Below are 21,129 nucleotides of genomic sequence, written 5' to 3'. Positions count from 1 at the left end.
GGGGCCCGTGCGGACGCGTCCGCACGGGCCCCCTCTGGGACGTTAGAACAATCGGATCAGCCGACCGGCTCGACGCTCTCGCCGGGCGCCCGACCGCTCACCCGTTCGGTCTCAAGCGCGGCCTGGAGGATCACCACGGCCGCCGCCTGGTCGATCACCGAGCGGCCCTTCTTCGAGGACCTCCCGGAGGCCCGCAGACCCTGGGCCGCGGTGACGGTGGTCATCCGCTCGTCCACCAACCGCACCCCGACCGGCGCGACCAGCCCGGCGAGCCGCCCGGCGTACGCACGGACCTTGGCCGCCGCCGGGCCCTCCTTGCCGCTCAGCGAGCGGGGCAGACCCACCACGACCTCGATCGCGTCGTACTCCTCGACGATCGCCTTCAGCCGCGCCTGGGAGCGGCCCCCGGCGGGGACGGTCTCCACCGGCGTGGCGATCAGCCCGTCGGGGTCGCAGGACGCGACCCCGATCCGGGCGTCACCCACGTCGACGGCGATCCGCCGGCCGCGCCGGAAGACCTTCTCGGGCTGCTCCTCGGTCATCAGGAGGCGCGCTCCGCGACCAGGGCACGCACGGCGTCGATCGCGTCGCCGACCGCGGCCGGGTTGGAACCGCCGCCCTGGGCGACGTCGTCCTTGCCGCCACCGCCGCCGCCGAGCGTCTTCGCCGCGGCGCGGACGAGCTCGCCGGCCTTGACGCCGCGGGCCCGGGCGTCCTCGTTGGTCGCGATGACGGTGAGCGGACGGTCGTTCGCCACGGTGAAGGCGGCGACCACGGCCGGGCGCGAGCCCAGGCGGCCCCGCACGTCCAGGACGAGCTTGCGCAGCTCGTCCGCGCCGGTGCCGTCGGCGACCCGCGCGGCGACCAGGGCCACGCCCCGGACGTCCTCGGCGCCCTCGGCGAGCCCGGCGGCGGCCGCGAGGACCTTCTCCGCACGGAAGCGCTCGATCTCCTTCTCGGCGTCCTTGAGCTTGGCGAGCATCCCGGAGATCTTCTCCGGGAGCTCCTCCGGGCGGCCCTTGACCAGCTCGGTGAGCTGGGAGACCACGGTGTGCTCACGGGCGAGGAACTTGTACGCGTCGACGCCGACCAGCGCCTCCACCCGGCGCACGCCCGAACCGATCGAGGACTCGCCGAGCAGCTTCACCAGCCCCAGCTGGGCGGTGTTGCCGACGTGCGTGCCGCCGCACAGCTCCTTGGAGAAGTCGCCGATGGTGACCACACGCACCGAGTCGCCGTACTTCTCGCCGAACATGGCGATGGCACCGGCCTTGCGGGCCTGGTCCATCGTCATCACCTCGGCGGTGACGTCCAGCTCACGGACCAGCACCTCGTTGATCTTCTGCTCGACGTCGGCGAGCACGCTGCCGGGCACGGCCGCGGGCGATCCGAAGTCGAAGCGGAAGCGGCCCGGCGCGTTCTCCGAACCGGCCTGGGCGGCCGTCGGGCCGAGCGCGTCGCGCAGCGCCTGGTGGGTCAGGTGGGTGGCCGAGTGCGCACGCGAGACGGCCCGGCGGCGGTCGATGTCGATCGTCGCGTACGCGGACGCGCCGAGCACCACCTCGCCGAACAGCACCCCGCCGGAGTGCACGGTCACGCCCGGGACGGGCTGCTGCACGTCGCGGATCTCGACGACCGCACCGGAGTCCAGCCGGATCCGGCCGTGGTCGGCGAGCTGGCCGCCGCCCTCGGCGTAGAACGGCGTGCGGTCGAGGATGATCTCGACCTCGTCGCCCTCGGTCGCGGCCGGCGCCGGCGCACCGTTCACCAGCAGGCCGACCACGGTGGCCTCGCCCTCGGTGGCGGTGTAGCCGGTGAAGACGCTGGCGCCCGCCTTGTCCGCCACCTCGCGGTAGGCGGCGACATCGGCGTGGCCCATCTTCTTGGCCTTGGCGTCGGCCTTCGCGCGGTCCCGCTGCTCCTGCATCAGGCGCCGGAAGCCGGCCTCGTCGACCTGGAGGCCCTGCTCCTCGGCCATCTCCAGGGTGAGGTCGATCGGGAAGCCGTAGGTGTCGTGCAGCTGGAAGGCCTTGTCACCGGAGAGGACGGCGGAGCCGGCCTGCTTGGTCTCGGTGACCGCGGTCTCCAACAGGTTGGTGCCGCTGCGCAGGGTCTGCAGGAAGGAGGTCTCCTCCGCGATCGCGACCGTCTCGATGCGCTTGCGGTCGCTCTCCAGCTCCGGGTACTGCGGGCCCATCGCCTTGATGGTGACGTCGGTGAGCTCCTTCGCCACCGGCTCGGTGGCGCCCAGCAGACGCATGTTGCGGATCGCGCGGCGCAGGATGCGGCGCAGCACGTAGCCGCGGCCCTCGTTGCCGGGGGTGACGCCGTCGCCGATCAGCATGATCGCGGTGCGGAAGTGGTCGGTGACCACGCGCAGCGAGACGTCCGACTTGTGGTCGGCGCCGTAGGCGTGGCCGGTGAGCTCGGCCGCGCGGTCGAGGATCATCCGGCTGGTGTCGATCTCGAAGAGGTTGTCGACGCCCTGCAGGATCGCGGCGAGCCGCTCCAGGCCCAGACCGGTGTCGATGTTCTTGCTCGGCAGGTCGCCGAGGATCTCGAAGCCGTCCTTGCCGTCGCCGTGGCCGCGCTCGTACTGCATGAAGACCAGGTTCCAGATCTCCAGGTAGCGCTCGCCGTTGACGGCCGGGCCGCCCTCCTCGCCGTAGGCGGGGCCGCGGTCGTAGTTGATCTCCGAGCACGGGCCGCACGGGCCGGGGACGCCCATCGACCAGAAGTTGTCCTTCATGCCGAGGCGCTGGATGCGCTCGGACGGCACGCCGATGACGTCCCGCCAGATCTGCTCGGCCTCGTCGTCGTCCTTGTAGACGGTGATCCAGAGCTTCTCCTTCTCCAGGCCGTAGCCACCGTCCGCGACGGGCGAGGTGAGCAGCTCCCACGCGGACTTGATGGCTCCTTCCTTGAAGTAGTCGCCGAAGGAGAAGTTGCCGCACATCTGGAAGAACGAGCCGTGCCGGGTGGTCTTGCCGACCTCCTCGATGTCCAGCGTGCGGACGCACTTCTGGACGGAGGTGGCGCGGGAGAACGGCGGCTTGACCTCGCCCAGGAAGTAGGGCTTGAAGGGCACCATGCCGGCGTTGACCAGCAGCAGGGTGGGGTCGTCGGCGACCAGCGAGGCCGACGGTACGACGGTGTGGCCGCGCTCCTCGAAGAAGCGCAGCCAGCGGCGGCGGATCTCAGCCGACTCCATCAGGGGTCCTTCCGGTTTGGTTGCCGCCCGGCAGCCCTCGGGGCTGGCGGGTCTCGGCGATGATCTCGGGGGTGGTACTGCGCGACGAAGGCAGGGCGGCCGCCGGGGAGCCCGGGGCCGCCGAGATAGCTCGGTGTCCCGGCTCGGGGCGCAGCGCACGGCGGGTGCGCGGCGGCTCGACCACGGCGGTGCCGTCCAGGCCCAGGTCGGCCCGGAGCTGCCCCTCGCGCTCGGCCATGCCGGCCCTGACGTCCCGGGCGAACCGCTTGGCGGCGTCGCCGAGGTGGAGGGCGCCGCGGGCCGCGGTGCCGGAGAGGCTGTCGGGGGTGAGCCGGTGCACGGCCTCGTTGGCCTTGTTCATGGCCCAGACGGTGGCGCCGGCGCCGACCGCCATCCAGAAGATGCGTCGTACCACCGGGTCAGCCCCTCACCGCTCGCCGGACGCGGGCGAGCAGCCCGCCGCGCGGGGCGGTGGCCGCCCGCACCTCGGCCCGCACCAGCCGGGCCAGCGCGTCGCGGTCGGCCGGCTGCCCGGGGACGGCCGCGGCGCCCTGCTGGCGGGCGACGGCCTTGCGGACGCCGTAGCTGAACGCGGCGACCTTGACCAGCGGCCCGCCGATGGTGGCGGCCACGGTGGAGGAGAGCGCGTTGGCGTTGGCGGCGGCGTCCTGCACGTTGGCGGTGATCTCGTCGACCCGTTCCAGCTGCTCGTTGGCGCTGCGCACGGCGGCGCCGGCCTCGGTGAGCAGTGGCACCGCCTGCTCGGTGACGGCGGAGACCAGGACGGTCGCCTCGCGGAGCACCTTGGACAGGCGGACGAGGACGACGGCGAGCAGGGTGACCAGGACCGCCCAGAAGACGGCCACCAGCAGGCCGGCCAGCTCTCCCACGGACACCTTTGCGCGCTCCCTCGCCTTGCAGCTTCCTCAGGAGGGAAACCCTATCGTGAGGACGGGGCTTTCCCGACCGGTTAAGGCCCGTGCCGGGCGGGCGGGCGGCGGGCCCTGGGGCACGTAACCCACCGGCCGGAAACCTCGTTGGGCCTGGTGGCCCGCTCCGCGCGGGCCGTGGACACAGGACGGGCTTCGTCCCGGGAGCACATGGGGGCTTGGGTTGACCGGCGAACGGGCGGACGGCTGCGGACCGGCGGCAGTGCGGCGACCGCCGCTCGGCGGGCCACTGCCCGCGGAGACCACCGGCCTGGTCGGCCGGCAGCGTGAACTGCGCACGCTGGCCTCGCTGGTGGAGACCTCGCGGCTGGTCACGGTGACCGGTCCGGGCGGGGTCGGCAAGAGCCGGCTGGCCCTGCGGGCGGCCGCCGACGCCGCCGGGGACTTCCCGGACGGCGCCTGCTTCGCCGAGGTCGGCCCGGTGCAGGATCCGCTGCTGCTCGGTCACGCCCTGCTGGAGGCCCTCCGGTTGACCGACGCCACTGCCCGGCCGCCGCTGGACGTCCTGGTGGAGCAGCTCGCGGACCGCCGCATGCTGCTGGTGCTGGACGGCTGCGAGCACCTGGTGGGCGCGTGCGCGGAGCTGGTGGGGGCCCTGCTGCGGAGCGCCCCGGTCTGCGGATCCTGGCCACCAGCCGGCAGTCGCTGCGGGTGGAGGGCGAACACCTGCTGCCACTGGGGCCGCTGCCGGTGGAGCCGGCCGGCGAAGGCCTCGCGGACGCGGTGCGGCTGTTCGCGGAGCGGGCCGCGGCCGTACTGCCGGGGTTCGCGGTGACCGCCGCCAACCGGGCCGACCTCACGCAGCTGTGCCGGCGGCTGGACGGGATCCCGCTGGCGGTGGAGCTGGCCGCGGGGCGGCTGCGGGTGCTGTCGGTGGAGCAGATCGCCGTCCGGCTCGACGACCGGTTCCGGCTGCTCACCGGGGGTTCCCGGACGGCTCCGCCCCGCCATCAGACGCTGCGGACGACGATCGGCTGGAGCCACGAGCTCTGCACGCCGCAGGAACGTTTGCTCTGGGCCCGCCTGTCCGTGTTCGCCGGCAGCTTCGACCTGGAGGCCGCCGAGTACGTCTGCGGCGGGGGCGGCATCGACGCCGAGGACGTGCTCGACCTGCTCGGCGAGCTCGTCGACAAGTCCGTGCTGCTGCGCCTCGGGGAGCCGGCCGGCGAGGGCGCGGCCCGCTTCCGGATGCTCGACACCGTGCGGGAGTACGGCGGTCAGTGGCTGCGGTCGGCCGGGGAGGAGCCGCGGCTGCTGCGCAGGCACCGCGACTGGTACCTGGGGGTGGCGACCTGGGGCGAGGTGGAGTGGTTCGGCCCCCGCCAGGCCGAGACCGCGGAGCGCACCCGGCTGGCCCACCCCAACCTGCGGGCCGCGCTGGAGTTCAGCCTCGCCGAGCCGGGCGAGGAGCAGCTGGCGCTCGTGCTGGCGGGCACGCTCTGGTTCTACTGGGTCGGTTCGGGCCACCTCGGCGAGGGCCGGCACTGGCTGGACCGGGCGCTGGCGCTCGCCCCGGAGCCCACCGAGGCGCGGGCCAAGGCGCTCTGGGTGACCGGGTACATGGCCACCCTGCAGGGCGACCTGGCGCGGGCCGCCGCCGTGCTGGAGGAGTGCCGCCGCCAGGCGCTGGACACCGGCGACGACCGGGCGCTCGCCTATGCCGTCCACCGGCAGGGCTGCGCGGCGCTGATCGCGGACGACCCAGTGCGCGCGGCCGAGCTGTTCGAGGAGGCCCTGTGGCACTACAACGCGCTCGGCGAGCTGAACTGCAACGTGCTGATGGCGATGTTCGAGCTCGGCCTGGCCTACGTGTTCCAGGGCGACACGGCGGTCGGCGAGAGCTGGCTGGACCGGGTGCGCGGGATCTGCGAGGAGCACGGCGAGCAGTGGGCGTACGCGTACGGGCTCTATGCGCAGGCGCACGCCCGGTGGACGCTCGGCGAGCTGCGGCAGGCCCGCGGGTACGCCCGCGAGTGCATCCGGCTGAACCACCTGTTCCGCGACCTGCTGGGGATCGTGCTGGGGGTGGAGCTGCTGGCGGTGCTGGCGACGGAGGGGCCGGAGGCGGACCTGGTGGAGGCCCGGGTACTGCAGGGCGCGGCGCACCGGATCTGGCAGGGCGTCGGGCGGCCGTTCTTCGGCTCGCGGAGCTTCAACGGGCCGCACCGGGAGGGGGCCCGGCGGGCTCGCGCGGGGCTGACCGAGGAGGAGTACGAGGCGGCGTTCGCCCGGGGCGCGGCGCTGGACCTCGACGCGGCGGTGCGGCGCGCGCTGGGCGGCGGCGAGGTGTCCGAGGACGCCGGCCCGGAGGGCCGTCCGGGCCAGGGGCCCGGGCCCCTTCCGGTCAGGCCCTCGCCCGTCCCGGCCGGGTGACGGGCGCGGCCGGGCCGCCCCCGGAACGGGCCGAGCCCCTGCGTCCCGGAGGACGCAGGGGCTCGGCGCTGCCGTACGGGTACGGCTCGCGGGTCAGCGCGAGTAGTACTCGACGACCAGCTGCTCGTCGCAGACGACCGGGACCTCGCGACGCTGCGGCGTCCGGTCCAGGCGGAAGGCCAGGGCCTTCAGGTTGACCTCGAGGTACTTCGGGGTCTGGCCCTCGCCGGCGTTGCCGCCCTCGCGAGCCACCTGGAAGGGGACCTTCTCCTTGGACTTGTCCTTGACCGTGACGACGTAGCCCGGCTTCATCTGGAACGACGGCTTGTTGACCTTGCTGCCGTTGACCTCGATGTGACCGTGCACGACCATCTGGCGGGCCTGGTAGATGGTGCGGGCGATGCCCGAACGCATGACCAGGGCGTCGAGGCGGACCTCGAGCTCGGCGATGAGCGCCTCGCCGGTCTTGCCTTCGACCTTCTTGGCGCGGTCGAAGGCGCGAGCCATCTGCTTCTCGCTCAGGTCGTACTGGGCGCGCAGACGCTGCTTCTCGGTCAGACGGACCTTGTAGTCAGAGTTCTGCTTGCGGCCACGGCCGTGCTGGCCGGGCGGGTACGGGCGGGCCTCGAAGTACTTGACGGACTTCGGGGTCAGCGGGATGCCCAGGGCACGAGCGATCTTGACCTTGGGGCGCTTCTGGTTCGCCATGGAACCATTACCTCTTTCGGTGTGCGAATACGGCTTCACCAGGTGTTGACGGAGGCCGCTCGTCGCGACCCGGAGAATAACCACCGGGGTGGTCAGCCGCTCTCCGAGCCGGGCACTGTGTGCTTGCACACGAGTGGCCCACCGACCGCGTGGGTGGTGGGCTGCCCGCGACACCGGAACCGGTGCGCGACGCTCCTGGAGGCCCCCGAGGGGCGCCTCATGGCCGGTGTCCCGCTGGTGCGGACGGTCGGCGGGCTCTCACCCTCCGCCGTTCCCGGGACATGGCACTTCCGACGAGTATACCGCCCGGCGCAGGGCCCGTTCACTCGCCCTTGAGCCGGGACCTGGTCCACTCCACGGTGTCGGCGTAGCGGGCCTCGCCGCCGCGTCGGGTCGGCTTGTAGTACTCCCGGCCGTGCACCGTGTCCGGGGCGTACTGCTGGGTGGCGATGCCCTCGGGCAGGTCGTGCGGGTACTGGTAGCCCTGGCCGTGGCCGAGCTTGCCGGCGCCGCCGTAGTGGGCGTCGCGCAGGTGCGGCGGGACGGGCCCGGCCAGGCCCTGCCGCACGTCGGCGAGCGCGGCGTCGATCGCCAGGTAGGCGGCGTTGGACTTCGGCGCCAGCGCCAGCGCGATCGCGGCCTCCGCGAGGATGATCCGCGCCTCGGGGAAGCCGATCAGGGCGACGGCCTGCGCGGCGGCGACGGCGGTGGCGAGCGCCGCCGGATCGGCCAGCCCGACGTCCTCGCTGGCGGAGATCATCAGACGCCGGGCGATGAACCGCGGGTCCTCCCCGCCTCGATCATCCGGGCCAGGTAGTGCAGGGTGGCGTCCACGTCGCTGCCGCGGATCGACTTGATCAGCGCGCTCGCCACGTCGTAGTGCTGGTCGCCGTCCCGGTCGTAGCGGACGGCCGCCTGGTCCACGGCGGTCTCGGTGGCGGCGAGGGTGATCTCCTCCGCGCCCTGCTCCATCGCGGCGCCGGCCGCCGCCTCCAGCGTGGTGAGCGCCTTGCGGGCATCGCCCCCGGCCAGCCGGACGAGGTGGTCCTCGGCCTCGCCGGAGAGCGCGACCGCGCCGTTCAGGCCGCGCTCGTCGGCGACCGCGCGGCGCAGCAGGGCGCGGACGTCGTCGTCGGTGAGCGATTCGAGGGTGAGCAGCAGCGAGCGGGAGAGCAGCGGGGAGATCACCGAGAAGTACGGGTTCTCGGTGGTGGCCGCGATCAGGGTGACCCAGCGGTTCTCCACCGCGGGCAGCAGGGAGTCCTGCTGGGCCTTGGAGAAGCGGTGGATCTCGTCCAGGAAGAGGACGGTCTCGCGGCCGGTCATCCCGACCGCGCGGCGGGCGCCGTCGATCACCGCGCGGACCTCCTTGACGCCGGCGGTGATCGCGGAGAGTTCGACGAAGCGGCCCTCGACGGCCTGGCTGATGACGTGCGCGAGGGTGGTCTTGCCGGTGCCGGGCGGACCCCAGAGGATGACCGAACTGGTGGCGGCCGGGCCCTTCGCCCCGCCGACCAGGCGGCGCAGCGGCGAGCCGTCCTTGAGCAGCCGGCGCTGGCCGGCGACCTCGTCCAGGGTGCGCGGGCGCATCCGCACCGCCAGCGGGGCCCGGCCCGGCTCCCTGGCCTGGCGTTCCTCGGCTGCGGCGGTGAAGAGGTCCGGTTCGTCCACGGGCGCAAGGGTATGCGAGCGGGGTGACAGCGTGCGGCCGCGGACCTCCCGACCCGGTTAGTTCGAATTTGAACGTGAGGGCGTACGCTGGTCCTTCCCCACCTGGTACGAGGAGCTCCGCCATGACCGTCCGCCGCCTGAACCACGCAGTGCTGTGGATCCGGGACGTCGACCGCTCGGTCGCGTTCTACACCGATGTCTTCGGCTTCCGGGTCGACCACCTGATCCCGGGGCGGGCCGCGTTCCTCTCGGCGCCCGGAACGCTCAACGACCACGACCTCGGCCTGTTCGCGATCGGCGCGGACGCCCCGGGCCGGAGCAGGGCCGGGTCGGCCTGTACCACCTGGCCTGGGAGGTCGGCACGCTCGGCGAGCTGGCGGCGGTAGGCGCCCGACTGGTCGAGCTGGGCGCCCTGGTCGGCTCGACCGACCACCTGGTGTCCAAGTCGTTCTACGCCAAGGACCCGGACGGCAACGAGTTCGAGCTGATGTGGCGCGTCCCGCGCGCGGACTGGCCGGCCGGCGACTCCGGCGCCCGTCCCGGCCCGCTCGACCTGGCGGCCGCGATCGACCGGTGGGGCCCCGACCTCGCCACCGGCGCGGCGGCCGGCTCGGCGACGTGACGGGGGCCGCCGCCGGCCTCACCCGTCCAGGCCCGCCGCGTGGTCGGGGACGTACTTCTGCAGGTCGCGCGGCGGGCGGCGGTAGCCGCGGGACGCGGGCCGGCGGGGCAGGGTGACCGCCGGCGGCTCGACCGCGCGGTACGGGAGGGTGGAGAGCAGGTGGGCGATCATGTTGATCCTGGCCCGGCGCTTGTCGTCGCTCTCCACCACGTACCAGGGCGACTCCGCGGTGTCGGTGTGGCCGAACATCTGGTCCTTGGCGCGCGAGTAGTCCTCCCAGCGGGTGATCGACTCGACGTCCATCGGGGAGAGCTTCCAGCGGCGCATCGGGTCCGCCAGGCGGTCCCGGAAGCGCCGCTGCTGCTCGGTGTCGCTGACCGAGAACCAGTACTTGCGGAGCAGGATCCCGGCATCGATGAGCATCCGCTCGAAGTTCGGCGTCTGATGGAGGAACTGCCAGTACTCCTCGTCGGTGCAGAAGCCCATCACCCGCTCGACGCCGGCCCGGTTGTACCAGCTGCGGTCGAACAGGACGAGCTCGCCCGCGCCGGGCAGGTGTTCGACGTAGCGCTGGAAGTACCACTGCCCGCGCTCCCGCTCGGTGGGGGCGGGCAGGGCCGCGATCCGGGCGATGCGGGGGTTGAGGTACTCGGTGACGCGCTTGATGGCGCCGCCCTTGCCGGCCGCGTCGCGGCCCTCGAAGACCACCACGACCCGGGCACCCTCGGCGCGCACCCACTCCTGCAGGCGGACGAGTTCGAGCTGGAGCCTGAGCAGCTCCTGCTCGTACGGCTTCCTTGCAAGCCGCTCGCCCTTCTTCTTCTCCGCCACCGCGCCTCCGATCCCGACCGGTCTCCCACGCTACGGCTGACGGCGGGTCACCGCAGTGCGTGCGGTCCGGCCGGGCGGCGCGGGCGGCGCGGCGGGGTGGGGGCGGCGGGGCGCGTTGCCGGGCGGGGGGCGGTGCGGCCACGGCGGGTACCGGCAGCCCCCTGCACTGCCGGTCCCCGTCCCCCGTGATCGGAGAGATCAACTCTGGCGCACCCCGGCGGCGCGGTCCAATCACGCATTCCATAACCTGTCGGCATGGACATCGACACCAGGCTGCTGCGGTATTTCGCCGTGGTCCACGAGGAGGGCCAGCTCACCGCGGCGGCCTCCCGGCTGCTGGTGTCGCAGCCGACGCTGACCAAGCAGATCCGCCGGCTGGAGGAGACGCTCGGGGTGGCCCTGTTCGAACGGTCCCGGGCAGGGATGTCCCCGACCCCGGCCGGCCGCGAGCTCGCCGCCCGGGTACCCGCCGTGCTCGCCGCCTGGGAGCAGGCGCTCCGGGCGACCCGCCAGACCGCCACGCTGGGCAGCGGAACGCTCCGGGTCGGGTTCGAGGGTTCGACGATCAACCTGGTCGGGCTGGCCACCATCGAGGCGTTCGCCCGCCGCATGCCGGGCTGGCGGGTCGAGCTGCGGCAGAACAACTGGTTCGACCCCACCTCCGGGCTGGCCGCCGGCGAGATCGACCTGGCCCTGTGGCACGCGCCGCCCGGCGTGCTGGACGCCACCTACGACTGCGCTCCGCTCGGCGTGGAGGAGCGCTGGGTGGCGCTGCCCGACGGGCACCGGCTGGCCGGCCGGGACGAGGTGGACCTCACGGAGCTGCTGGACGAGGCCTTCGTCGCGATCCCGCAGGAGTCCGGGTTCTGGCGCGACTACTGGCTCGGCACGGAGGAGCGGCACGGCCGCCCGGTGCGGATCGGCGCGGTGGCGCACAACCCCGACGAGTGGCTGACCGCCGTCGCCTGCGGCCAGGGCATCGGATTCGCGCCGGCGACGATCGCGCGGCTCAGCCCGCGGCCCGGGGTGGTCCACCGCCGGGTGCGGGGGCTCAGCCCGAGCCGGGTGGGCCTGTACTGGCCCGCCGGACTGCCGATCACCCCGGCGGTGGCCGCGTTCGTGCGCAGCTGCCGGGAGACGGTGCCGGTGGGCCGGCGGCAGCCCGGGCCGGACGGGCCGGACGGGCCGGACGGGCTCGCGGATCAGACGCCGTCGAACGGCCCCGGGTAGCGGCACAGCCCGGACGGCGCGCCGTCGTAGCCGGCCAGCGGCAGCGCCTGGAAGCAGTCGTCACGGACGTCGTACGGGCCGGAGATCGCGTGGCGGGAGGCCGGGACGAAGCCGAACCGGCCGTAGTAGCCGGGATCGCCGAGGACGACGACCAGGCGCTCACCGGCCTGCTCGGCGGCCTCCAGGGCGGCCCGCACCACCAGGGCGCCGATCCCCTTGCGCTGCCACTCGGGCGCGACGGCGACCGGGGCGAGCGCCAGCCCCCAGCCGTCGCCGACCTGAATGCGCGTCAGAAGGGCGTGCGCGACGACGAGTTCGCGGCTGTCGACGGCGACCAGCGAGAGGTCGGGGATCCAGGCGGGGTCGCGGCGTAGCGCGTCCACCAGGTCGGCCTCGTCCGGCCCGGGGAACGCCGCCATGTGTACCCGCCGGGTCGCGGGCGCATCCGGCGGCAGCTCGACTCTGGTACGCACGGCCATGGTTGAGGGACCCTTCTGTCGTCGCACGCCGTTGTGGACCGGCCCCGGGCGGTGCGGATGCACCGTCCGGGGCCGTGAAAGGTTAGCCGACCTGCGTCAGGCCTTGGGCTCGGTGTCCGACTTGGTCTCGGACTTCGGCTTCGCGTCGACGCCCGCCTCGCGGCGCTGCGCCGGGGTGATCGGGGTGGGGGCACCGGTCAGCGGGTCGCCGCCGGTGGACGTCTTCGGGAAGGCGATGACGTCCCGGATGGTGTCGTACCCGCCGAGCAGCGTGACCACGCGGTCCAGGCCGAACGCGACGCCGCCGTGCGGCGGCGGGCCGTAGTTGAACGCGTCGAGCAGGAAGCCGAACTGCGAGGCAGCCTCCTCCTCGGAGAGACCGATCGCGTCGAACGCCCGCTTCTGCACGTCGCGCTGGTGGATACGGATCGAACCGCCGCCCAGCTCCGAGCCGTTCAGCACCAGGTCGTAGGCGTTGGAGAGCGCCGCGCCCGGGTCCGTGTCGAAGGTCGCGAGCGACTCCGCGGTGGGCGCGGTGAACGGGTGGTGCACCGCGTGCCAGCCCTGGAACTCGCCCTTGTCGTCCTCGATCGGCTCGAACATCGGGAAGTCGACCACCCAGAGGAAGGCCCACTGCGACTCGTCGATCAGGTTGCAGCGGCGGCCGATCTCCAGGCGGGCCGCGCCGAGCAGCTCCTGGGAGGGGGCCTTCTTGCCGGCGGCGAAGAACACCGCGTCGCCGGGCTTGGCGCCGGCGGCGGCGGCCAGGCCCGCGAGGTGCTCCTCGGAGAGGTTCTTGGCGACCGGGCCCCGCAGCTCGCCGGTCTCCGCGTCCACCAGCACGTAGGCCAGGCCGCGGGCGCCGCGCGCCTTGGCCCAGTCCTGCCAGGCGTCGAGCTGCTTGCGCGGCTGCGAGGCGCCGCCGGGCATGACGACGGCGCCGACGTACGGGGCCTGGAAGACCCGGAACTCGGTACCGGCGAAGTACCCGGTGAGGTCGGTGAGCTCCTGGCCGAAGCGGACGTCCGGCTTGTCCGAGCCGTAGCGGGACATGGCGTCCGCGTAGCTCATGCGCGGCAGCGGGTTCGGGATCTCGTAGCCGTGCACCTCGCGCCAGATCGCGCCGATGACCTTCTCGCCGAGGGCCAGGATGTCCTCCTGGTCGACGAACGAGGCCTCGATGTCGAGCTGGGTGAACTCCGGCTGGCGGTCGGCGCGGAAGTCCTCGTCCCGGAAGCAGCGGGCGATCTGGTAGTAGCGCTCCATGCCGGCCACCATCAGCAGCTGCTTGAACAGCTGCGGCGACTGCGGCAGGGCGTACCAGGAGCCCGGCTGCAGGCGGACGGGGACGAGGAAGTCGCGGGCGCCCTCGGGGGTGGAGCGGGTGAGGTACGGCGTCTCGATGTCGAGGTAGTCGTTCTCCTCCATCACCCGGCGGATGATGTTGCTGACCTTCGAGCGCAGCCGCAGCGCGCGGGCCGGGCCCTCGCGGCGCAGGTCCAGGTAGCGGTAGCGCAGCCGGACCTCCTCGTTGACCGTGCCGGGCTCGTACTCGGCGACCGGGAACGGGACGGGGGCGGCCTCGGAGAGCACCTCGATGTCGCTGACGACGACCTCGACCGCGCCGGTGGCGATGTCCGGGTTCTCGTTGCCCTCGGGGCGGACCCGGACCTCGCCGACGACCTTGACGCAGTACTCGGCGCGCAGGCCGTGCACCGAGTCGAGGTCGCGGACGACGATCTGCACGGTGCCGGAGGCGTCGCGCAGGTCGATGAAGGCGACACCGCCGTGGTCGCGGCGGCGGGCGACCCAGCCGGCCAGGGTGACGGTCGTTCCGGCGTGCTCCGCGCGGAGCGTGCCCGCGTCGTGCGTGCGGATCACAGCTGCTTCTCCTTCAGGGTGGATACGAGTGCGTCGAGTTCGACGGGGACCTGCTCGCCGGTGGTCATGTCCTTGAGCTGGACGACACCGGCGGCGAGATCTCGGTCCCCGGCGATCAGCGCGAAGCGGGCGCCGGAGCGGTCGGCGGACTTCATGGCGTTCTTGATGCTCTTGACGCCGAACGCGAGGTCGGTGGCGACACCGGCCCGGCGCAGCTCGACCGTCTTGGCGAAGAGCACGTTCTTGGCCTCCTCGCCGAGCGCGACCGCGTACACGGCGGTGGCGGAGGGCAGGTCGAGGACGATGCCCTCGGCCTCCATGGCGAGGAAGGTACGGTCCACCCCGAGGCCCCAGCCGACGGACGGCAGGGCCGGGCCGCCGAGCATCTCGGACAGGCCGTCGTAGCGGCCGCCGCCGCCGATCGCGGACTGCGCGCCGAGGCCGTTGTGCACGAACTCGAAGGTGGTGCGGGTGTAGTAGTCGAGGCCGCGGACGAGCTTGGGGTCGTCGGTGAAGGCGACGCCGGCGGCGGTCAGCAGACCGCGGACCTGCTCGTCGTACGCCTTGCACTCCTCGCAGAGGTAGTCGCGCAGCATCGGGGCGTCGGTCAGCTGGGCCTGCACCGACTCGCGCTTGTCGTCGAGGATGCGCAGCGGGTTGATCTCCGCGCGGCGGCGGGTGTCCTCGTCGAGGTCGAGGCCGGCCAGGAACTCGACCAGCGCGGCCCGGTAGACCGGCCGGCACTGCTTGTCGCCGAGGCTGTTGAGCAGCAGCGTGTACCGGCTCAGGCCGAGCGAGCGGAAGCCGTCGTCGGCGAGGATGATCAACTCGGCGTCCAGCGCCGGGTCCTCCGCGCCGACGGCCTCCGCGCCGACCTGCGAGAACTGTCGGTAGCGGCCCTTCTGCGGGCGCTCGTAGCGGTAGAAGGAGCCGGAGTACCAGAGCTTGACCGGCAGGTTGCCGAGCTTGTGCAGGTTGGCCTGGAGTGCGGCGCGCAGCACCGAGGCGGTGCCCTCGGGGCGCAGCGCGAGGTCCTCGGAGCCCCGCTTGGTGAGCGAGAACATCTCCTTGGTGACGATGTCGGTGGACTCGCCGACGCCGCGGGAGAAGAGCTTGGTGTCCTCGAAGACCGGGGTCTCGATGTAGCCGTAGCCCGCCCGGCGCAGCGGCCCGGCGAGGGCCTCGCGGATCGCCAGGTACGTCGCGGAGCTGGGCGGCAGCAGGTCGTAGGTGCCCTTGGGGGCGGAGAAGGTGCTCAACGTCTCTTCCGTCACATTCCTCGTCGCGGGATGGCCGGAGCGATCGGCGCTCCCGCCGCCTGCACGAGGTAGGGGTTGGTGGCGCGCTCACGGCCGATGGTGGTCTGGGAGCCGTGGCCGGACAGGACCACGGTCGCGTCGTCGAGGGGCAGGCACACCCGGGCGAGCGACGCCATGATCGCGTCGCTGTCCCCGCCGGGGAGGTCCGTGCGCCCGATGGAGCCGGCGAACAGCAGGTCGCCCGAGAACAGCACCGGAGGGATGTCGTCACTCGAAGGCGTCCGGAAGGTCACCGACCCCTTGGTATGGCCGGGGGCGTGGTCGACCGTGAGCTCCAGGCCGGCCAGCTCCAGGACGCTGCCGTCCTTCAGCTCGCGCACGTCGTCGGGCTCGCCGACGGTGATCGAGCCCATGATCTGCTGCCCGAGTGCGCGGCCCAGGCCGCGGGCCGGATCGGCCATCATGTAGCGGTCCTCGGGGTGGATCCAGGCCGGCACGCCCCGGGCGCCGCAGACCGGCACCACGGAGGCGATGTGGTCGATGTGGCCGTGGGTGAGGAGCACCGCGACCGGCTTGAGCCGGTGCTCGCGGATGAGGTCCTCGACGCCCTGCGTCGCCTCGTGCCCGGGATCGACGATCACGCACTCCTCGCCGGCGGCCGGAGCGACCAGGTAGCAGTTGGTGCCCCAGGCTCCGGCGGGAAATCCGGCGACGAACACGCGAGTCCTTCGGTCGATTCGGTTGGCGGGGTCCGCGATGTCACCGCCTGGTCACACCGCAGCCTACCGGCGGCACGGCACCGGGAGCGAACCAGATAGGGGTGGCGCCGGGCGGGTGGTCCGGGGAGTTCTCATCGCCGCTTCATCTCGTACTTACGGACGATGTCCCTACACTTGGCCGCCTACGGATGCGATGATCCGCACCGGAACCCACACCCGCGCACCAGGAAGTAGGAGACTCGGCCGGTGGTCAGCAGCGAACAGCGACGACGTCAGCTCGCCCGCGAGAAGTACGAGCGGCAGATGGAGCGCCGGGTGGAGGCCCAGCGCAAGCGCAGGCAGCGCAACATCGTGTCCGGCGTCGTGGCCGGCGTCGTGGTGGCGGCCGCGGTCGGCTCCTGGGCCGGCGGCGTCTTCGACTCCGACAAGAAGCCCGCGGCCCAGGCCGCGCCCACCACCGCGGCCAGCCCGACCGCCGCGGCGGCCCCGGTCAAGGGGTGCACCACGCCGGCGGCCGGCCAGCCGAACGGCAAGCAGTTCAAGACCGAGCCGGCGATGTCGATCGACACCAAGGCGAACTACACCATGTCGCTGGACACCAGCTGCGGCAAGGTCACGATCGCGCTGAACGCCGCCAAGGCGCCGCACACCGTGAACTCGTTCGTCTACCTGGCCGGCCAGCAGTACTTCGACCACACGAAGTGCCACCGCCTCACCACCGAGGGCATCTACGTGCTCCAGTGCGGTGACCCGACCGGCTCCGGTTCCGGCGGCCCCGGCTACCAGTTCGCGGACGAGAACCTGACCGGCGCGACCTACCCGGCGGGCACCGTCGCGATGGCCAACGCCGGCGCGGGCACCAACGGCAGCCAGTTCTTCCTGGTCTACAAGGACACCCAGCTGCCGCCGAACTACACCCCGTTCGGCAAGATCACCGGCGGCCTCGACGTGGTCCAGAACATCGCGGGCGGCGGCGTGCAGGGCGGCACCGGCGACGGCGCCCCGAACGCGAACGTCGTACTCAACTCGGTCACCACGGCCAAGGGTTGATCCTTCCGGCGCGCTGCGCCCGGGCCGCCGCGAGCGGTCCCGGGCGCAGCGCGCCGGAAATCGTCCGGCCCGGATGCGGACAGCACCGACGCTGGTCGCCTATGTTGCTGTTGTATAGGGTGCCCTGACCGTCGGCCGTCACCCTCGGCAGCTCTCGGCGGTGTGGACGGCGGACCCGACGGTCCGCCGCGAATTCAACTGTGGACGACGTACCCGTACCGCCGGCGCGGCAGGGACGTCATGTGGAGGAGGCGCTGTGAGCAGCGACCCGTGGGGCCGTGTCGACGAGCAGGGGACCGTGTACGTCAGGACGGCCGAGGGCGAACGCGTCGTCGGTTCCTGGCAGGCGGGCTCCCCGGAGGAGGCTCTCGCCTACTTCGAGCGCAAGTACCAGGGGCTGGAGGCCGAGATCGGCCTGCTGGAGCACCGGGTCCGCAAGACCGACCTGGCGGCCAAGGAGGCCCAGGTCGCGCTCGACCACCTCAAGGCCCAGGTCACCGAGGCCCACGCGGTGGGCGATCTCGACGCGCTCGCCAAGCGGCTGGAGACGCTGACCGGGGAGATCGAGACCCGGCAGAGCGAGCGGCGGGCCGCCCGCGCCAAGGCGCAGGACGAGACCCGGGCCGCCAAGGAGGCCCTGGTCACCGAGGCCGAGCAGCTCGCGGAGTCGACCCAGTGGCGGGAGGCCGGCGACCGGCTGCGCGCCCTGGTGGACACCTGGAAGGGCCTGCCGCGCCTGGACCGCAAGAGCGACGACGAGCTGTGGCACCGCTTCTCGCACGCCCGCTCGGTGTTCTCCAAGCACCGCAAGTCGCACTTCGCGGCGCTGGACAACGAGCGTGAGCACGCCCGGGCGGAGAAGGAGAAGCTGGTCGCCGAGGCGGAGGCGCTCTCCGGCTCCACCGAGTGGGGCGACACGGCGGCGCGCTACCGCGACCTGATGGCCCAGTGGAAGTCCGCGGGCCGGGCGCAGCGGGACGCGGAGGAGGAGCTCTGGGCGCGGTTCCGCGGCGCGCAGGACGTCTTCTTCCAGGCCCGGTCCGCCGCGTTCAGCGAGCGGGACGCCGAGCAGGGCGAGAACCAGAAGCTCAAGGAGGCCCTGCTGGTCGAGGCCGAGGCGATCCTGCCGGTCACCGACCTGAAGGCGGCGAAGGCCGCGCTGCGCAGCGTGAACGAGCGCTGGGAGGCGATCGGGCACGTGCCACGCGCCGCCCGGCCGCAGCTGGACGGCCGGCTGAACACCGTCGAGCGGGCGGTCCGCGAGGCCGAGGAGGCCGAGTGGCAGCGCACCAACCCGGAGGCCAAGGCCCGCGCGGCCGGCATGACCGGGCTGCTGCAGCAGGCCGTCGACCGGCTCCGCGGTGACCTGGAGAAGGCCCGTGCGGCCGGCAACGCCAACCGGGTCGCCAAGCTGGAGGCCGAGCTGGCGGGCCGCGAGGAGCTGCTGGAGCAGGCGCAGCGCAGCCTGCAGGAGTTCAGCGGCTGACGCGTCCGGAACGAGACACCGAAGGGGCCCCCTCACCGAGGGGGCCCCTTCGCGTGGTGCGGCCCGCCGGAGTGCGCTCCGGCGGGCCGCGGGGCCGCTACGGGCCCGGCGGGCTACTTCTTGGCCGAGGTCACCCGGTACACGTCGTAGACGCCCTCGACGCCGCGGACGGCCTTCAGGACGTGGCCCAGGTGCTTCGGGTCGCCCATCTCGAAGGTGAAGCGGCTCATCGCCACCCGGTCGCGGGAGGTCTGCACCGCCGCCGACAGGATGTTGACGTGCTGGTCCGAGAGCACCCGGGTGACGTCCGACAGGAGCCGGGAGCGGTCCAGCGCCTCGACCTGGATGGCGACCAGGAAGACCGAGGACTGGGTGGCCGCCCACTCGACCTCGATCATCCGCTCCGGCTGGTGCGACAGCGCCTCGACGTTGACGCAGTCCGAGCGGTGGATCGAGACGCCGTTGCCGCGGGTCACGAAGCCGACGATCGGGTCGCCCGGCACCGGCGTGCAGCAGCGGGACAGCTTGACCCAGAGGTCCTCGACGCCCTTGACGATGACGCCCGGGTCGCCCTTGGCGCGGCGGCGCAGCGAGCGGCTCTGGTGGGTCGGGGTCGCCGTCTCGGCGAGGTCCTCGGTGGCGCCCTCCTCGCCGCCGAGCGCCTGGACGAGCTTCTGCACGATCGACTGCGCCGCGACGTGGCCCTCGCCGATCGCCGCGTACAGCGAGGAGATGTCCGGGTAGCGCATCTCGTGGGCGAGGGTGACGAGCGAGTCGCCGGTGAGGATGCGCTGGATGGGCAGGCCCTGCTTGCGCATCGCCCGGGCGATGGCCTCCTTGCCCTGCTCGATGGCCTCCTCGCGGCGCTCCTTGGAGAACCAGGCGCGGATCTTGTTGCGGGCGCGCGGCGACTTGACGAAGGTCAGCCAGTCCCGGGACGGTCCGGCGTTCTCCGCCTTGGAGGTGAAGACCTCCACGGCGTCGCCGTTCTCCAGCTCCGACTCCAGCGGCACCAGCCGGCCGTTGACCCGGGCGCCGATGCAGCGGTAGCCGACCTCGGTGTGCACCGCGAAGGCGAAGTCCACCGGGGTGGCCTTGGCGGGCAGCGCTATCACGTCGCCCTTGGGGGTGAAGACGAAGACCTCGTTGCTGGAGAGGTCGAAGCGCAGCGACTCCAGGAACTCGCTCGGGTCCTCGGTCTCCTTCTGCCAGTCGAGCAGCTGGCGCAGCCAGGCCATCTCGTTGACCGCGTCGGCCTTGTCGTGCTTGCGGGCGGAGGCCGGGGTGTCGGTGCGCACCTTGGACGTGCCGGCCACCGCGCGCTGCTTGTACTTCCAGTGCGCGGCGATGCCGTACTCGGCGCGGCGGTGCATGTCGAAGGTGCGGATCTGCAGCTCGACCGGCTTGCCGCCGGGCCCGATGACCGTCGTGTGCAGCGACTGGTACATGTTGAACTTGGGCATCGCGATGTAGTCCTTGAACCGCCCCGGCACCGGGTTCCACCGCGCGTGGATGGTGCCCAGCGCCGCGTAGCAGTCGCGGACGGTGTCGACCAGGACGCGGATGCCCACCAGGTCGTAGATCTCGGCGAAGTCGCGGCCCCGGACGATCATCTTCTGGTAGACCGAGTAGTAGTGCTTCGGCCGTCCGGTCGTCTGGGCGGTGATCCGCGCTCCGCGCAGGTCGCCCTGGACCTGGTCGATGACGGTCGCCAGGTACTCGTCGCGCTTGGGGGCGCGCTCGGCGACCAGCCGGACGATCTCGTCGTACATCTTGGGGTAGAGGATCGCGAAGGCGAGGTCCTCCAGCTCCCACTTGATGGTGTTCATGCCCAGCCGGTGCGCCAGCGGGGCGTAGATCTCCAGCGTCTCGCGGGCCTTCTTCTCCTGCTTCTCCCGCTTGAGGTAGCGCATGGTGCGCATGTTGTGCAGCCGGTCGGCGAGCTTGATCACCAGGACGCGCGGGTCCTTGGCCATCGCGACGACCATCTTGCGCACCGTCTCGGCCTGCGCGGCCTCGCCGAACTTCACCCGGTCGAGCTTGGTCACGCCGTCGACCAGCAGGGCGACCGAGTCGCCGAAGTCGCGGCGGAGCGTCTCCAGGCCGTAGTCGGTGTCCTCGACGGTGTCGTGCAGCAGCCCGGCCATCAGCGTGGGGGCGTCCATGCCGAGCTCGGCCAGGATCGTCGCCACCGCCAGCGGGTGGGTGATGTACGGGTCGCCGCTCTTGCGCTTCTGCCCGCGGTGCCACTTCTCGGCGACCGCGTACGCCCGCTCGATGTCCTTGAGCAGGACGGGGTCGGCCTTCGGGTCCTGGGCCCGGATGGTGCGGAACAGCGGCTCCAGGACGGGGTTGACCGCCGTGCTGCGCTGACCGCCGAGCCGGGCCAGCCGGGCCCGCATGCCGCCGGGCGAGGGGCGGTGGGCGGACGGCGGGGGCGTCGGACGTGCCGGGGAGGCCCCGGAGGGCATCGGGCGGCTCTCGGGACCGGCGGCCTCGGCCGTGGGCACAACCTCGTCGGGCAAGGACACTCCTCGGGGGCGCGGGGCCGTTCCCCTCGGACGGGCGTTCGCGCCATCGGTCGCACCCGCCGGTCGCACAACCGGGAGGGGATGAATCTTCATGGTACCGAGAGTGCGGCCCTGCCGGTCGGCCGCCC

General features: G+C 72.8%; 16 protein-coding genes and 2 pseudogenes. 6 read left to right on the top strand and 12 right to left on the bottom strand.

Annotated elements, in window-relative coordinates; translation table 11 throughout:
* Positions 1–56: 56 nt before the first annotated feature.
* The 4 genes from ruvX to ABEB13_RS33170 are packed head-to-tail and all read right to left on the bottom strand — an operon-like array spanning position 57 to position 4,107.
* Positions 57–542: a Holliday junction resolvase RuvX gene (gene ruvX / locus ABEB13_RS33185; protein ID WP_345708424.1), complete on the bottom strand. Its 486-nt coding sequence runs from the start codon at positions 540–542 to the stop codon at positions 57–59.
* The gene (gene alaS, locus ABEB13_RS33180; RefSeq protein ID WP_345708423.1) at positions 542–3,211 is read right to left on the bottom strand and encodes an alanine--tRNA ligase; all 2,670 of its coding nucleotides are present in this window, start codon (positions 3,209–3,211) and stop codon (positions 542–544) included. The genes ruvX and alaS overlap by 1 nt, the downstream gene beginning before the upstream one ends.
* Positions 3,198–3,626: a DUF6167 family protein gene (locus ABEB13_RS33175; RefSeq protein ID WP_345708422.1), complete on the bottom strand. Its 429-nt coding sequence runs from the start codon at positions 3,624–3,626 to the stop codon at positions 3,198–3,200. Before ABEB13_RS33175 ends, alaS begins: the two co-directional genes overlap by 14 nt.
* Positions 3,627–3,630: 4 nt before the next feature.
* Positions 3,631–4,107 (bottom strand): DUF948 domain-containing protein, encoded by a 477-nt coding sequence (locus ABEB13_RS33170; protein WP_345708421.1) that lies wholly within the window; start codon positions 4,105–4,107, stop codon positions 3,631–3,633.
* 217 nt (positions 4,108–4,324) lie between these two features.
* Here ABEB13_RS33170 and ABEB13_RS33165 point away from each other — a divergent pair, with 217 nt between their 5' ends.
* Positions 4,325–4,936, top strand: coding sequence for an AAA family ATPase (locus tag ABEB13_RS33165; protein WP_345708420.1), 612 nt, complete (start codon positions 4,325–4,327; stop codon positions 4,934–4,936).
* Complete coding sequence (locus ABEB13_RS41135; protein WP_486335372.1) at positions 4,852–6,534, top strand: ATP-binding protein; 1,683 nt, start codon at positions 4,852–4,854, stop codon at positions 6,532–6,534. Before ABEB13_RS33165 ends, ABEB13_RS41135 begins: the two co-directional genes overlap by 85 nt.
* Before the next feature lie 93 nt (positions 6,535–6,627).
* Here the strand turns inward: ABEB13_RS41135 and rpsD are convergent, their stop codons facing one another.
* Positions 6,628–7,242 carry a 30S ribosomal protein S4 gene (gene rpsD, locus ABEB13_RS33160; protein WP_100887417.1) on the bottom strand — a complete coding sequence of 205 codons (615 nt, stop codon included), beginning with the start codon at positions 7,240–7,242 and terminating at the stop codon, positions 6,628–6,630.
* A gap of 322 nt (positions 7,243–7,564) precedes the next feature.
* Positions 7,565–8,913, bottom strand: a pseudogene (locus ABEB13_RS33155) (replication-associated recombination protein A).
* Positions 8,914–9,035: 122 nt separating this feature from the next.
* On the opposite strand from ABEB13_RS33155, the pseudogene ABEB13_RS41130 reads away from it, so the two are divergent.
* Positions 9,036–9,535 (top strand): annotated as a pseudogene (locus ABEB13_RS41130) (VOC family protein).
* 18 nt (positions 9,536–9,553) lie between these two features.
* Here the strand turns inward: ABEB13_RS41130 and ppk2 are convergent.
* A complete protein-coding gene (ppk2, locus tag ABEB13_RS33145; RefSeq protein ID WP_345708419.1) occupies positions 9,554–10,366 on the bottom strand; it encodes a polyphosphate kinase 2 in 813 nt (270 codons plus the stop codon).
* A gap of 255 nt (positions 10,367–10,621) precedes the next feature.
* On the opposite strand from ppk2, the gene ABEB13_RS33140 reads away from it, so the two are divergent.
* The gene (locus ABEB13_RS33140) at positions 10,622–11,596 is read left to right on the top strand and encodes a LysR family transcriptional regulator (protein WP_345708418.1); all 975 of its coding nucleotides are present in this window, start codon (positions 10,622–10,624) and stop codon (positions 11,594–11,596) included.
* On the opposite strand, the gene ABEB13_RS33135 is transcribed toward ABEB13_RS33140, so the two are convergent.
* From ABEB13_RS33135 to ABEB13_RS33120, 4 genes are all read right to left on the bottom strand, one after another.
* A complete protein-coding gene (locus tag ABEB13_RS33135) occupies positions 11,569–12,075 on the bottom strand; it encodes a GNAT family N-acetyltransferase (RefSeq protein ID WP_345708417.1) in 507 nt (168 codons plus the stop codon). The two genes, ABEB13_RS33140 and ABEB13_RS33135, sit on opposite strands and share 28 nt — an antisense overlap.
* Before the next feature lie 96 nt (positions 12,076–12,171).
* On the bottom strand, positions 12,172–13,956 hold the full coding sequence (gene aspS, locus ABEB13_RS33130) for an aspartate--tRNA ligase (protein WP_345708416.1): 1,785 nt from the start codon (positions 13,954–13,956) through the stop codon (positions 12,172–12,174).
* Entirely contained in the window at positions 13,953–15,215 is a 1,263-nt protein-coding gene (gene hisS / locus ABEB13_RS33125; RefSeq protein ID WP_345708415.1) for a histidine--tRNA ligase, read from the bottom strand. The genes aspS and hisS overlap by 4 nt, the downstream gene beginning before the upstream one ends.
* Positions 15,216–15,226: 11 nt before the next feature.
* Positions 15,227–15,934, bottom strand: coding sequence for an MBL fold metallo-hydrolase (locus ABEB13_RS33120; RefSeq protein ID WP_345708414.1), 708 nt, complete (start codon positions 15,932–15,934; stop codon positions 15,227–15,229).
* 246 nt (positions 15,935–16,180) lie between these two features.
* Here ABEB13_RS33120 and ABEB13_RS33115 point away from each other — a divergent pair, with 246 nt between their 5' ends.
* Together ABEB13_RS33115 and ABEB13_RS33110 are read left to right on the top strand one after the other, a co-directional pair.
* Entirely contained in the window at positions 16,181–16,984 is an 804-nt protein-coding gene (locus ABEB13_RS33115) for a peptidylprolyl isomerase (protein WP_345708413.1), read from the top strand.
* A gap of 256 nt (positions 16,985–17,240) precedes the next feature.
* Positions 17,241–18,470, top strand: a complete 1,230-nt coding sequence (locus ABEB13_RS33110; protein ID WP_345708412.1) for a DUF349 domain-containing protein — start codon at positions 17,241–17,243, stop codon at positions 18,468–18,470.
* A gap of 113 nt (positions 18,471–18,583) precedes the next feature.
* On the opposite strand, the gene ABEB13_RS33105 is transcribed toward ABEB13_RS33110, so the two are convergent.
* On the bottom strand, positions 18,584–21,094 hold the full coding sequence (locus tag ABEB13_RS33105; protein WP_380231075.1) for a RelA/SpoT family protein: 2,511 nt from the start codon (positions 21,092–21,094) through the stop codon (positions 18,584–18,586).
* Between the last annotated feature and the right edge of the window lie 35 nt (positions 21,095–21,129).

This window comes from Kitasatospora paranensis, from assembly GCF_039544005.1.
GTDB classification, from domain to species: domain Bacteria; phylum Actinomycetota; class Actinomycetes; order Streptomycetales; family Streptomycetaceae; genus Kitasatospora; species Kitasatospora paranensis.
The sequence above is the reverse complement of the archived record's forward strand: the minus strand, read 5'-3'. Positions and strand labels throughout refer to the sequence as shown.